Genomic DNA, 14,211 nt, shown 5'->3' with positions numbered 1-14,211 from the left:
TATGTCTCAATCATTGACTTGTTTCAAAGCATACGACATTCGCGGGCAACTAGGTGAAGAACTGAACAGCGATATCGCCTATCGTGTCGGCCGTGCCTATGGAGAGTTTTTGCAACCTCAAAGCGTTGTCGTCGGGGGAGACATTCGTTTGACCAGCGAGGAACTAAAACTCGCGTTGGCTGAGGGGCTACGCGATGCTGGGGTTAATGTTCTGGATATTGGCGTCAGTGGGACTGAAGAAATCTATTTTGCCACTTTCCACTTAGGTCTCGATGGTGGCATCGAAGTGACGGCCAGCCATAATCCTATGAATTACAATGGAATGAAGCTGGTGCGCAGCCAAGCCAAGCCGATCAGCGGTGATACCGGTTTGCGCGATATTCAGCGCCTGGCGGAAAATAACAGCTTCGCTGCGGTTGATCCGGCCAAGCGCGGTAGCTACGAAAAAATATCGATTGAAAAAGAGTATGTGGATCATCTGCTGGGCTATGTGAATACGGCTAACTTCAAACCGTTGAAGCTGGTGGTCAACTCCGGTAACGGCGCGGCCGGTCACGTCATCGATGCTATCGAATCGCGTTTCAAGCAGCTTCAGGTGCCGGTTGAGTTTATCAAGGTTCATCACCAGCCTGACGGCAATTTCCCCAACGGGATCCCTAACCCGTTGCTGCCGGAATGTCGGGAAGATACGGCGCAAGCCGTGCGCCAGTATAAGGCGGATATGGGGATCGCGTTTGACGGTGATTTCGATCGCTGCTTCTTGTTCGATGAGAACGGTGGATTCATTGAAGGTTACTATATCGTTGGCCTGCTGGCCGAGGCGTTTCTGGAGAAAGACGGCGGGGCGAAAATCATCCATGACCCACGCTTGAGCTGGAACACCATTGATGTGGTCAAGCAGGCGGGCGGAGTGCCGGTGATGTCGAAAACTGGCCATGCATTCATTAAAGAACGTATGCGCCTGGAAGACGCCGTATACGGCGGCGAGATGAGTGCCCACCATTACTTCCGCGACTTTTCATATTGCGATAGCGGCATGATCCCATGGCTGTTGGTTGCGGAGTTGCTGTGCATTAAAAACAAGACGCTCGGGGAGTTGGTCGGGGATCGTATGATCGCGTATCCAGCATCGGGTGAAATTAATAGCAAACTGCAAAATCCAAAAGCCGCGATCGAAAGAGTATTAAATCGCTATCGGCCTACGGCGCTGGAATTTGACACGACCGATGGCATTAGTCTGGAATTTGCAGATTGGCGATTTAATTTACGCAGCTCGAATACTGAGCCGGTGGTGCGTTTGAACGTCGAGTCGCGAGCCAATCCTGCACTGATGCAGAAGAAAACAGAGGAAATACTGGCCTTGCTTCGAAGCTGATCTCTGGTTTTAAAGCTATATTCTAATGCTGGGCGGGCGGTATACGGCCCAGCATTGCGAAGTGATATAGGTACCAGAGAAAACTAACAAAAGGCATCTATACTATGATAGTTAATAGGCAGTTATCTATGAACGGTTTCCGTCGGGGTGTGTTGCATACTAATGCGTCTCTTACTTCAATGCTTCAGCGCTTCTCTGATATTTTCGTTATCTTTAGCGGATTGTACTTATCCTGCTTAATCTCCGGTGCCGCATTCAGCATGCAGCACTGGATTATGGTATTAATTTCGATCGTCATCTTCCAAATGATTGGTGGTATTACTGATTTTTATCGATCATGGCGTGGTGTGCGTGCGGGTCTGGAAATCCAGCTCATTTTGCAAAACTGGTCGTTGAGCCTGCTGTTGACGTCGGGTACGGTGGCGTTGATAAATGTGTTCAACAACGAATATTCCATTTATATCCAATGGTATCTGTTGGTGTGCTGCGGTTTGATCATTACGCGCAGCGTGATCCGGCTGCTCTTGGGATACATGCGCAATATTGGTTTCAATACCCGTAATGTGGCCATCATGGGGGCGATGCCCGTCGGCATTCGCCTGGCAGAGTCTTTGCATGATGCTCACTGGATGGGATTTAAAGTGTTGGGCATTTACGACAATGATAATTCTCCATTGAACAGCAAGATTGAGCGCTGTGGCGACTTGTCTCAACTCGTCAGCGATGCAAAATGTGGGCGTATTGATCGGGTATATATCGCAATGTCGATGGAGCAGGAAAAATTGATCAAAGATACGATTGCGGATCTTTCTGATACGACCTGCTCAGTGATGCTGATTCCTGATATCTTTACGTTCAATATATTACAGTCGCGTTCTGAAGAAATTAATGGCGTCCCTGTCGTTTCATTGTTTGATACCCCGATGAGCGGGATTAATCAGGTGATTAAGCGTATTGAAGACATCATTCTGTCAATATTTATTCTGCTGTTCATATCTCCGGTTCTGTTGCTGATCGCCGGTATGGTTAAGTTTACCTCTACCGGCCCGATCATCTTCAAACAAAGGCGTTATGGCATGGATGGTAAGGCTATCGAGGTATGGAAGTTCCGTTCGATGACCGTGATGGAAGATGGCGATAAAGTCGTTCAAGCGAAAAAAGGGGACTCGCGTTTAACACCGGTCGGCGCCTTCTTGCGACGCACCTCGCTGGATGAACTGCCGCAGTTTGTCAATGTATTGAAAGGCGACATGTCGATCGTAGGTCCAAGGCCGCATGCCGTGGCACATAATGAGCAGTATAGAAAGTTGATCAACGGCTATATGCTGCGCCATAAAATGAAGCCAGGCATTACGGGATGGGCCCAAATCAATGGTTGGCGTGGCGAGACGGATACGTTGGAAAAAATGCAAAAGCGCGTTGAGTTCGATTTGGACTATATCCGTAACTGGAGCGTTTGGTTGGACATTAAAATCGTCTTCCTGACCATTTTCAAAGGATTCATTAATAAAGCGGCGTACTGAGGTTTTCTCCGAGCGTCGCGCCCGGGAAATGCGGATTTCCTGATCTCTGGGGTATTGAGACGATTCATTTTTCTTTTAAAACTGGAGGTCAGATGTTGACTAAATCAAGCCGTAAACGGATGCGTCGCCAGGGACCCGCCGCATCGCTGGCTCTCGCATTGCCGCTGATGTTCATCAGTGCGAATGCGTTGGCTTTCGAAGTCGGGGTGCATGCGCATTTTCGCTGGTATCCCAACGATCCGGATAAATATTTGGAGCTGATCAAGCGATACGGTTTCACGTCGTATCGTGCGGATTTTCCCTGGAGCGGGTTGGAACAGCAAAAAGGGCAGTATGTCATAACCGGCAATATGCAAAAGGCTGACCAAGCGTTTAACGATGCTCAGGCGAAATTCGGTCTGAATGGGTTATTAGTATTGGCGTACGGTAACAAGCTTTACGATCCATCGGGTTATCCAACCACCCCTGAGGCCATTCAGGCATTCGCCAATTATGCGTATTGGACAGCGTCTAAATACAAGGGCAAGATCAAGTATTACGAGATCTGGAACGAATGGACGAATGCCACTGCAATTAAGCCAAAGCCGCGGACGTCTCCGCCGCCGGAAGTTTTCGTCGCGCTGGTGAAAGCAACGGCGGCTGCGGTGAGAAAAGCCGATCCCAACGCAATTGTCATTACGGGAACGGCTAACCCAACAGGCACTCGCGATCCTTCCTGGGTTGATAACATCGTTAAACTCGGCGTGTTGAATTACGTTGATGGCTTCTCTATCCACCCTTACTCGTATGGCAACGATAATTACGCTATACGGGCCCCTGAGGGGAACCTCGGCGTCGTGGATAAATTTGAGGCCCGGCTTGCAAAGGCAGCAGGTAAGACGGTGCCGATTTATATCACGGAAATTGGCGTGCCAACCTATGACGGTAAAGGCGGGTTATCAAAAGATGTGGCCGCGCAATATGTGGTGAAATATACCTTCCTGGCCAAATCGCGTCCCTTTATTAAGGGGGTATGGTGGTACGATTTGCTCGATGATGGCGACAACCCGAAAATCAACGAACATCGATTTGGGCTGCTGACGCGGAACGGCCAACCGAAGCCGTCGATGCTGGCTTTAAGTCAGGTGGCAGATGTTGCGCGATCCTATTCCGTCGAAAAATATCAAGTGCTGCCGGGCGGGAAAATCTCCATAGCCCTGAAAGGCAATAATCAGCATGCGATGCTTTTCTGGCAGGAAAAACCGGTGAGCCAACCTGCAAGCGGCATTTCTTCAAGCCTGCGCAGTTTTATGTCTGCTGAAGCTCCGCAAAACCAAAGTGCCACACCGCTCAAAGAGGTTCAGGGGAATACGGCCGCACCCGATGGTGATGTACCGGTAATGATGCGCTCCAGTGCCCCTATAGCATCGCCTTGGTAGGCTATCGAGAGCGCCGTACGCGCCGTGAATAAAAAACCGCAAGCTTAATAAGCTTGCGGTTTTTTTTTATCCAGGATTAAGCGACGCGCTTCTTCATCACTCGCCGACATTGACGCCAATAAAAAGCCAGCCGGCATAGCCGGCTGGCATCAGTACACGTATTGCATTTCCCCTCGCGGCGCTGAATAAAAATCAGCTCGCTCGGTGATGGCGCTACGCTTACGCGTAGTGCAGCGTATCCACCAATTGCTGGTGGTTCTGCCCGGTCAGGTATACCACGGTATCGTTGAGATCCAGCGTATGGTTATCGTTGTTGTCGATAATCACATAAGAGCTGGCAGTATTACCGCCACCGCTGAATACTACGGATGCCACACCCACTTTCGACGTCAGCGAGTTGCTGCTGTCCAGACCGAGAATGCCGCCCAGCAGGCCGATAACGCCGTTGGTCAAACCGCCCACCAGAGTCCCCAACAGCGCATCCAGTGTGTCTGCGGAACGGGTGCCGTAGTCCGCGACCGCCGTGCCGGTGGCGTCATTGGAGATAGTCAGGCCGCCATGGTTAACATCGACAATCTTGTCTTTGAGGCTGCTAAAGTCCTTGATGGTCACACCCGCCTGGGTGTTACTCGCCTTGATGTCATAGGTGTTGGCACCTGCGCCACCGGTCAGCGTGGTGTTGCCAATCACGCCCAGGGTATCGGCAGCACTGGAACCTTCTACGGTCATTTGGTAACCGTTCAGGCCCAACGCCGTCAACACCGGCGCCAACAGGTTGGTGGTAATGACGCTCAGCGGCAGAATGTTCAGCAACTGAATGATGATACCGTCACCGGTACCGCCATGGCTGGAGTCGAGATTCAGACCCGCGGTGTTGGTGGACGCATTGATATCACGCACGTTGCTGAAACCGCTGCCCAGCGTCAGATCCAGCGCGTGGTCACCGGTCACGTTGATGGTCTGAACCTGCGCATTGGTGCCGGCCAAGGACAGAATGTTATCGAAGTTGCCGGTACCACCTGAGGCCACGTTCACCGTGCTCAGCGCGGTACCCAACAGGGCGCTGCTGCTGCTGTTGAGGGTGATGGCGCCGGCATTCACGTTGGCAGAGCTCACAGCATCGAAGTTGATGTTGAAGTGATCGGTGGCGTTCTGCACGAAGGTGAAATTCAGCGTACTGGCGGAGGTCGCGTCCCCTTTCACTTCCAGCTGCGCGGCGTTGCCGCCGGCGGCGTTGATGACGTTGACGTTAGCCAGACCGGAGATCACAAATCCTTGCGTGCCCAGATTAGTGGTCGCCGCGTTCTGCGTAATCGTGCCGCCGGTAGTGCCTTCAACCGTAGATGTACCGTTGGTCAGCCCAAAGTCAAAGGTGTTGGTTGGCGTAGTCACGCTGGTGGTGGTCGGTGAACCAATCAGCGGTGTCGTAATCAGCGTACCAACGGACTTGCCGATGTAGCCGGTCAGGTCGATCTTCTCGAAATTCGAGAAGTTATTGGCGTTGCTGGTCACTGTGCTGGTGCGAACGCCCAGGGCGTTCTGGTTGGTCACCACGGTTTTGGTAATGAAGTTGGCGGAGATGGAGTCCGTACCCGCGCCGCCGTCAGCCTTAACCGTGTTGGCCACGCTGTTCGCACCGCCCGAAACCCCGTTCCCAGCCCAGTGCAGGCTGTCGTTGCCGGCGCCAAGGTTAAACTGCGCCGTGCCGGCCGCAATGTTTGCCGCCGATGTGACGACTACGTCATCCGCACCCGAACTGGCATTCAGGATGACGTTGCCGTTATTGACGGTGATATCTACGCCTGGATTAACGCCGTTGTCAGACAGGTTGACCGTTGCTGCGCTGGTGCCGTTAATGGTCAGATTCGCCAGATGGTCGGCGAACTTCAGGTTCACGATGCTGGCGGCATTGGCGTTCAGTTGCACATCCGTCAACACTGCCGTTTCGGCATTGCTAATTTGGTGAGATGCGCCGGTGTTGACGGTGCCCGTCGCGTTGCCGCCGGCGGCCGTTGCCGTCAGAGACGCAGCGGTTTTGTACAGCAGGCTGGTACCGATATCGTATTCGAAGCCATGCTGCTGAGTGACGGTGGCACTGTCAGTGGCGATGGAGTTGCGCAGGTCGTTGATAATGGCCTGCGTGATGGTCGTTTTGCTCCCCAGCGCACCATAGCTGGCTAATTGCGCAGCGGTGGCGGCGGTGCCATGCACCAGGGTAAAGATATGCTGAACAAAATCATCGCCAGTCAATTGAGCGCCTTTCTTTTGCGACTCTGCGGAATTGATCAGGGTAGTGATGACTTGTGCATAAGTCTTACCGGCAAACAGTTCTTTGCTCCAGGTGTCCAGCCCGCTGGCATCGACGCCACGGCCCGGTATTGCCAGGAAGGCGGCTGCGACTTGTTCTTGATAGTTCAGGGCCGGCAGTTCACCCGGTTGCCACACGTGCGTCGCCGCCTGGAAGTGTTGTTGGGCCGTGGTATCGCCGGCGGCAACGGTGCCTTTCAGTGCTGCGATCACTTGAGCGACGACATCGCCGCGAGTCGAACCGCCACTCAGCAAGGCAAGATAGCTGCTGCTTTCGGCCGAGGTCGGTGCGCGTTCATAGCTATTTTGGAAGATGGCATTGATGAAATCGCTATCGCTTAACGTTTTCAGCGGGCTGTTGTTCACGAAGGTTTGTGCGACTGCCGCCAGCGTTTTGCCGCCCTGCGCCAATACGGTTCCCCAGTAGGTAATGCCGTCCTGAGTTTGCGTTAAGCCCACGACATGGAAAACACCCTGGACGTCAGCTGCGCCGGCCGACGATGCGGCGGTTGCGACTGGGAACAGGGTTTTTTCGACTTGGGCTTCGAAATTGCTCTGTGCTGTCAGCAGCGTTGAATCAAAACCGCTGTAGCTGAGTACGTCGTTAATCACCTTGGCGACGACGGACGCCGTGGTGGGGTTGCCCGCTAAAAGATCGGCGAGCACGCTGCTGCTAGGGGCGCTGCCGTTCACTGCGGTGTATATTTTGGTTACGATCTGAGAAGCCGTCAGACCGTTCAGGCTTGCGGTGCCTGCAATGAATTTTTGCGCAACTTGTTCCAGAGAAAGTGCAGAAGTTTCAATTTTCTGCGAGTAGTAATCTAACGCCGCGGTGTCAATATTCTTTCCAGAGATTGCAAGGAAAAAAGCAGCCGCTTTTTGCTGTGCTACTAATGTGGCCATACGTTACCCCTTTGGATGTACCCATTTTCTACGGACATAAGAAAGATGTGACCGGCCCCCCATAGCCGTGCCAGGAAGAGGTTTGGTCAGATTTTTTAGTATTAAATCTTGTAAAAACAACGGCATATAAAAATGACACACTAATGCCAATTGTTGCTTTCACGATTTAATCAAAGGAGCTGATGAGATTTTTGTCAAGGTTATAGGATTTTTTTTATTTTTTTGATTTTTGCTTTTCTATAACCAATTGTGATCTCAATTAATCCTGTGGGTTTGCTGTGTAAAATTAATGTTTTTATGTCTAAGATAATCACCTTTGGCTTTTTAACATTGGGGATTATTAGATTTCTAATGATTTAACTGGCGTGGCATCGGGAATGGCCTCGTTGATGCACGGCGGATGCGATGTGATGCCATATTCGTTTAGCCTTTGCTAACTTTTTGCTTTGTATTGTTTTTTTTTGTTCTTTTTGGCACATGTTTTTTTCATCTGCCAGCCTTGCTGGAATTCCATATATGTATCTATAGTTAATGAAAAAGCATCTGCAGTCTTGAGCATGTTTGGGGCTTTTTTTGTGAGGTTAATCTCATAAATATCAATGCGGATTGGACTGACAGTGCACATGATGTAAGGGCAGAAAGTGAATCAATTTATACCGCGCAATGAAATTGCGGATGTTATACGGACTCGCAGTAAGGTTTTTTGGACCGTTGGCATATTTACCGCATTTATTAATTTATTAATGCTAGTTCCTTCTATCTATATGCTCCAGGTTTACGACCGGGTGCTTCCTTCGCGTAATGAAATCACGCTGTTGATGCTGACGCTGATCATGTTGGGCATGTTCGGCATGATGTCGCTGTTGGAATACGTGCGCAGCATGGTGGTGATCCGTATCGGCAGTCAGCTGGATATGCGTCTCAACACGCGAGTCTACACTGCGGCCTACGAGGCGAATCTGAAAAACGGTTCTTCCGACGCCGGCCAGATGCTGAGCGACTTGACCAATCTGCGCCAATTCCTCACCGGCAGCGCGCTATTCGCCTTCTTTGATGCGCCGTGGTTTCCGATCTATCTGTTGGTGATATTCCTGTTTAATCCTTGGTTGGGGCTTTTCGCCCTGGTCGGTGCGCTGTTGCTGATCGCATTGGCGGTGATCAACGAAATGGTGTCGAAAAAGCCGCTGGCGGAGGCCAGCAAGCTGTCGATTATGTCCGGTACGCTGGCCAGCACCAATCTGCGAAATGCCGAAGTGATCGAGGCTTTGGGGATGTTGCCTAACCTGAAACGCCGGTGGTTCGGTCTGCACCAGCGGTTTTTGAACAGTCAGCGCATCGCCAGCGAACGCGCATCGCGGGTCACATCGATCACCAAGTTTGTGCGCATGTCGCTGCAATCGCTGGTGCTGGGGCTGGGGGGCTGGCTGGCGATCGATGGGCACATCACGCCCGGTATGATGATCGCCGGCTCCATTCTGATGGGGCGAACGCTGGCGCCGATTGAGCAGGTTATTAACGTCTGGAAGAGCTACAGCGCGGCAAAGCTTTCTTATGGCCGGTTGGTCAAGCTGCTGGAAACGCACCCGCAACGTGGCACCGGTATGTCCTTGCCGCGTCCGGAAGGGGTACTCGCAGTAGAAGGCGTCACCGCCACGCCGCCGGGCTCCAAAGGCGATGCGGTATTGCATAACGTGACTTTTGCCATCCAGCCCGGTGACGTGCTGGGGATCATTGGCCCGAGCGCGTCGGGGAAATCGACGCTGGCGCGTTTGCTGGTCGGCATTTGGCCGGTCAGTGAAGGGATTGTTCGGTTGGATAATGCCGACATCTATCAGTGGAACAAGGATGAATTGGGGCCGTATATCGGCTATCTGCCGCAGGACATTGAGCTGTTTGCCGGGACTATCGCCGAGAATATCGCTCGCTTTAACGATATCGATTCAGAGAAAGTCATTGAAGCCGCTAAGCTGGCCGGTGTGCACGAACTGATCCTGCGTTTCCCTAACGGCTACGATTCGGTGCTCGGCAACGGTGGCGCTGGGTTGTCCGGTGGACAGAAACAGCGTATCGGCCTGGCGCGCGCATTGTACGGCGACCCTTCGCTGGTGGTATTGGATGAGCCTAACTCCAATCTGGATGATGCGGGCGAGAAAGCGTTGAACCAGGCCATTATGTTCCTCAAGCAACGTAATAAAACGGTGGTTCTGATTACCCATCGCACCAATTTGCTGTCGATGACCAGCAAGTTGTTGCTGTTGGTGAATGGCAACGTCAACGCGTTCGGCCCGACTCAACAAGTGCTTCAGGCGTTGGCCAATGCGCAAAAAGCGCAGACGCAACAGCCTCAGCAAGCGGTGAGGGCGGTAAATTCTGAGCCGGATGAAGGCAACATCCCAAAAACGCAAATTAATTAAGCCGTGAATTGCCTGATGGCTTCATTGCCGTCCGCAGTGTAAAGGAGTTGGTATGTCGACGCATATTGGCGAGCCGCAAGACTCGTATATTGAAGAGATCCCGCAGGATGAACGGCGGTTTACCCGGATGGGCTGGCTGGTAGTGGGAATTGGTCTGTTCGGATTTTTGGCTTGGGCAGCGTTCGCGCCTCTGGATAAAGGGGTGGCATCACCGGGATCGGTAACCGTTTCCGGCAACCGCAAAACGGTGCAGGCCCCGGCCAGCGGCATCATCAAGAATATCGCGGTGAAAGACGGCGACAAGGTGAAAGCCGGTGAGGTTCTGGTGCAATTGAGCCAGGTGCAGGCGCAGGCTCAGGTTGATTCGCTGCGCGATCAGTACTACACCACGCTGGCCACCGAAGGGCGTTTACTGGCTGAACGCGATGGTCTGAGCAAGGTCACTTTTTCCCCTGTTTTCACCCAGGTGAAGGATCAGCCGCGCGTGGCCGAAATCATCGCGTTGCAAACGCAGCTGTTCGCCTCTCGCCGCCAGGGGCTGCAAAGTGAAATTGACGGTTATAAGCAGTCGATGGATGGGATCCGCTTCCAGTTGAAAGGCCTGCAGGATTCGCGCGCCAACAAGCAGATCCAACTTTCCAGCCTGCGTGAGCAGATGAACAGCATGAAGCAACTGGCGGCGGACGGTTATTTGCCGCGCAATCGTTATCTGGAAGTCCAGCGCCAGTTCGCTGAGGTGAACAGCAGCATCGATGAAACCATCGGGCGGATTGGTCAATTGCAAAAGCAGCTGCAGGAATCTCAGCAGCGCATCGATCAACGCTTCGCCGACTATCAGCGCGAAGTCAGGACGCAACTGGCGCAAACCCAAATGGACGCCAGCGAGTTCCGCAACAAGCTGCAAATGGCCGACTTCGATCTGGGCAACACCGCCATCATCTCACCGGTGGATGGCACCGTGGTCGGATTGAATATTTTCACTCAGGGGGGCGTCGTGGGAGCGGGTGACCACCTGATGGACGTTGTGCCCAGCCAGGCGACGCTGGTGGTGGATTCTCGCCTGAAAGTCGATTTGATCGACAAGGTGTACAACGGGTTGCCGGTGGATCTGATGTTTACCGCCTTCAACCAAAACAAAACCCCGAAAATTCCGGGGACGGTCACGTTGGTTTCCGCCGACCGCCTGGTCGACAAATCCAATGGAGAACCTTACTACCAGATGCAGGTCACGGTCTCGCCGGAGGGCATGAAGATGCTCAGTGGCGAGGACATCAAGCCGGGGATGCCGGTCGAGGTGTTCGTGAAAACGGGCTCGCGCTCGCTGCTGAGCTATCTGTTTAAACCTATTTTGGATCGCGCTCATACTTCATTAACCGAGGAATAATTTTGATTCAATCAAAACGACAGGCTGCCGGTCTGGTTATCGGCACCCTTTTGTTTGCGATATCTGCGCCGGTTTATTCGATAGGGATTTTAGACGCATATTCGCTGGCATTAGAAAAGGACCCGACCTTCCGGGCGGCTATAAAAGAGAAAGAAGCGGGAGATGAGAACGAAAACATCGGTAGGGCGGGGCTGCTGCCGAAGGTGTCGTTGAACTATCAGAATTCACCGCGCAATTGGCAGACGCAAAAATATCCGCAGAGCGACTTTTTCGGCAATGTTTCGGAGGTCACCCGGCGGCAGCAATATCGCAGTTATTCCAGTTCGATCACGCTGACGCAGCCGCTGTTCGACTATGAAGCGTACGCGCGCTACAAAGCCGGCGTGGCGCAGACGATGATGTCGGACGAGCGCTATCGCGGCAAATTGCTGGATCTTGCGGTTAGGGTGATTAACGCCTATGTCGAAGTGGCCTATTCCAAGGATCAAATCGCGTTGGCCGAAGCGCAAAAGGCGGCTTACAAGGAACAGTTGACCTTGAACGATCGCCTGATGAGCGCCGGTGAAGGCACCATTACCGACGTATCGGAAACCCAGGCGCGCTACAGCCTGGCCGAAGCGCAGGTAATCGAAGCGCGCGATGCGCTGGACGCCGCCCAGCGCGAATTGGAAGTGATTATCGGCATGCCGCTGAACCAACTGGATGAATTGCAGGTTTTGCGTCCGGGCAAGTTTAAGGTGGCGCCGCTGATCCCGTCCAAGTTCGAAGAGTGGCAAAAGATCGCGCTGGAGAACAACCCGGTGTTGGCCGCGTCGCGTCATGGCGTGGACGCCGCCAAGTATGATGTCGAAAGGAATCGTGCGGGCTTTATGCCTCAGGTTCAGCTGTATGCTTCGCATTCGGAAAACGACTCCAGCAGCGATAATACGGTTAACCAGAAATACCGTACCGACAGCATCGGCGTGCAGGTCAGCATGCCTATTTATTCCGGCGGCGGCGTTTCGGCGTCGACCCGGCAGGCGGCGGCGCGCTATGGCCAGGCGATGTATGAAATGGATGCACAGACGGGCACCACGCTCAACGATCTGCGCAAGCAATACAATTTGTGCATCAGCAGCCGCGCCAAGGTGGCGGCCTATGAGTTGGCGGTACAATCGGCTACGACACAGGTGACGGCGACTCGGCAGAGCGTACTGGCCGGGCAACGCGTCAACGTCGATGTGCTCAACGCCGAACAGCAGCTCTATAGCGCCCAGCGCGATCTGGCTTCCGCCAAGTACGCCTACATCAAATCATGGATCACCTTGCTGAGCGATTCCGGTACGTTGGATGAAAAAGATGTTATGCGGGTCGCGCAGTATTTTGCCCGCAGTCGCTAGTCCGGTTTTGCGATGAGGCGAGTATTTATCTGAAAGGGAGCAGCGTTAAGCTGCTCTTTTTGTTTTGTTGCGTTATGTTATCGGTCGGTGGCCGCAGGCCTGATTTTCGTTCGTTTGCCAGAGGGGCGATGGCACTGTATCAACCGGTTGTATTCAATCGCTGCCTCCGGCGCAGTTAAGCTGTGTGATAACGCAGAGAGCGCGGCGTGCTAGCGGTTTTAATCCGTGTTTTTCAGCACGCAGTGATGGCTGAGTTCGGCCTGAACGGCTCCCAGGTGCCAGAGTCATGACGCGACGAGAGAGAGCGACCGTTGCCGTTTATGGTGCTTTACGGTCGATGAGCCGTAAACCTTTGATGATCGAAAAGGATGCGTGATTCTACGTTTTATTTAAAATAAGCCTATGGCTTTAGACGGCTGTTTTTCTTGAGCGCGTTGGGCGCGAGTGAGGGGTTTGTATGGCGGTTTTAGTTACTGGCGGAGCCGGCTACATCGGTTCACATACAGTTTTGATGCTGTTGGAGCGCGGTGAAGAGGTGGTGGTATTGGATAATCTGTCGAACTCGTCAGCGGAGTCTTTACACCGCGTAGAGAAACTGACGGGAAAAGCCGCCGTGTTTTACCAAGGTGATGTTCAGGATGCGGAATGCTTGCATCGCATCTTTGAAGCGCACTCGATTACCGGCGTGATCCACTTCGCCGGTCTTAAGGCAGTAGGGGAATCTACGCGTAAGCCGCTGGAATACTACCAGAATAATGTCACCGGAACGTTGGTGTTACTGGACGCTATGCGCCGCGCCGGCGTGTATGCGTTTATCTTTAGTTCGTCCGCTACCGTTTATGGTGCCCATTCACCGGTGCCTTATGTCGAGACGACACCGATCGGCGGCACGACAAGCCCTTATGGCACGTCGAAGCTGATGGTGGAGCAGATCCTGCAAGATGTCGCCAAGGCTGAGCCGCAATTTTCGATTATTGCCTTGCGCTACTTTAATCCGGTAGGCGCCCATGAGTCGGGGTTGATCGGTGAGGATCCTAACGGTATTCCCAATAACCTGTTGCCCTACATCTCGCAGGTGGCCATCGGCAAACTGGAAAAGCTGGGTATTTTCGGCGGGGATTATCCGACGACCGATGGGACGGGAGAGCGCGACTACATCCATGTCATGGATCTGGCCGAAGGCCACCTGAAAGCGATGGATCATCTGCCGAAGCTCCGCGGATTTAAGGCCTATAACCTTGGGGCTGGTGTAGGGCACTCGGTACTGGCGATGGTGCAGGCATTCGAAAAAGCGTCGGGGGTCACGATCCCTTACCAAATATTACCGCGTCGCGAAGGCGATCTGCCTGCCTTCTGGGCGAACGCCGATCTGGCTTATCAGGAGCTGGGGTGGAAAGTGAGTCGGGGTATCGATGACATGATGCGCGATACCTGGAACTGGCAGAAGAAAAACCCTAAAGGGTACCGTGACTGATTGTCTTCGGTATCACGACCTGAATGATGCCGAC

General features: G+C 53.0%; 8 protein-coding genes. 7 read left to right on the top strand and 1 reads right to left on the bottom strand.

The features are described from left to right. Position 1: 1 nt before the first annotated feature. The 3 genes from cpsG (at position 2) to ACJ8KE_RS10120 (ending at position 4,316) form a co-directional block, all read left to right on the top strand. Positions 2–1,375 (top strand): phosphomannomutase CpsG, encoded by a 1,374-nt coding sequence (cpsG, locus tag ACJ8KE_RS10130; RefSeq protein WP_028127956.1) that lies wholly within the window; start codon positions 2–4, stop codon positions 1,373–1,375. Positions 1,376–1,503: 128 nt separating this feature from the next. Further along, a complete protein-coding gene (wcaJ, locus tag ACJ8KE_RS10125; protein ID WP_115436702.1) occupies positions 1,504–2,898 on the top strand; it encodes an undecaprenyl-phosphate glucose phosphotransferase in 1,395 nt (464 codons plus the stop codon). 92 nt (positions 2,899–2,990) lie between these two features. Beyond that, entirely contained in the window at positions 2,991–4,316 is a 1,326-nt protein-coding gene (locus ACJ8KE_RS10120) for a cellulase family glycosylhydrolase (RefSeq protein WP_442517229.1), read from the top strand. A gap of 219 nt (positions 4,317–4,535) precedes the next feature. On the opposite strand, the gene ACJ8KE_RS10115 is transcribed toward ACJ8KE_RS10120, so the two are convergent. Beyond that, positions 4,536–7,526: a beta strand repeat-containing protein gene (locus ACJ8KE_RS10115; RefSeq protein ID WP_079450991.1), complete on the bottom strand. Its 2,991-nt coding sequence runs from the start codon at positions 7,524–7,526 to the stop codon at positions 4,536–4,538. Positions 7,527–8,167: 641 nt separating this feature from the next. Between ACJ8KE_RS10115 and ACJ8KE_RS10110 the strand changes: the two genes are divergently transcribed. From ACJ8KE_RS10110 to galE, 4 genes are all read left to right on the top strand, one after another. Further along, positions 8,168–9,940 carry a type I secretion system permease/ATPase gene (locus ACJ8KE_RS10110; RefSeq protein ID WP_028127960.1) on the top strand — a complete coding sequence of 591 codons (1,773 nt, stop codon included), beginning with the start codon at positions 8,168–8,170 and terminating at the stop codon, positions 9,938–9,940. Positions 9,941–9,992: 52 nt separating this feature from the next. Next, the gene (locus tag ACJ8KE_RS10105; RefSeq protein ID WP_016928416.1) at positions 9,993–11,324 is read left to right on the top strand and encodes an HlyD family type I secretion periplasmic adaptor subunit; all 1,332 of its coding nucleotides are present in this window, start codon (positions 9,993–9,995) and stop codon (positions 11,322–11,324) included. 2 nt (positions 11,325–11,326) lie between these two features. Continuing rightward, the gene (locus ACJ8KE_RS10100; RefSeq protein ID WP_016928415.1) at positions 11,327–12,703 is read left to right on the top strand and encodes a TolC family outer membrane protein; all 1,377 of its coding nucleotides are present in this window, start codon (positions 11,327–11,329) and stop codon (positions 12,701–12,703) included. A gap of 457 nt (positions 12,704–13,160) precedes the next feature. Next, positions 13,161–14,177 (top strand): UDP-glucose 4-epimerase GalE, encoded by a 1,017-nt coding sequence (galE, locus tag ACJ8KE_RS10095; protein WP_049299815.1) that lies wholly within the window; start codon positions 13,161–13,163, stop codon positions 14,175–14,177. The last annotated feature ends 34 nt before the right edge of the window (positions 14,178–14,211 follow it).

The sequence above is a fragment of the Serratia sp. CY56464 genome, from assembly GCF_052168435.1.
GTDB lineage: Bacteria > Pseudomonadota > Gammaproteobacteria > Enterobacterales > Enterobacteriaceae > Serratia > Serratia marcescens.
This window is presented reverse-complemented; position numbering and strand designations above follow the sequence as displayed.

Coding starts and splice junctions, on each gene's coding strand:
- ACJ8KE_RS10120 (WP_442517229.1), top strand. CDS start 2,991: ATGTTGACTAAATCAAGCCGTAAACGGATGCGTCGCCAGGGACCCGCC.
- ACJ8KE_RS10115 (WP_079450991.1), bottom strand. CDS start 7,526: ATGGCCACATTAGTAGCACAGCAAAAAGCGGCTGCTTTTTTCCTTGCA.
- wcaJ (WP_115436702.1), top strand. CDS start 1,504: ATGAACGGTTTCCGTCGGGGTGTGTTGCATACTAATGCGTCTCTTACT.
- ACJ8KE_RS10105 (WP_016928416.1), top strand. CDS start 9,993: ATGTCGACGCATATTGGCGAGCCGCAAGACTCGTATATTGAAGAGATC.
- cpsG (WP_028127956.1), top strand. CDS start 2: ATGTCTCAATCATTGACTTGTTTCAAAGCATACGACATTCGCGGGCAA.
- galE (WP_049299815.1), top strand. CDS start 13,161: ATGGCGGTTTTAGTTACTGGCGGAGCCGGCTACATCGGTTCACATACA.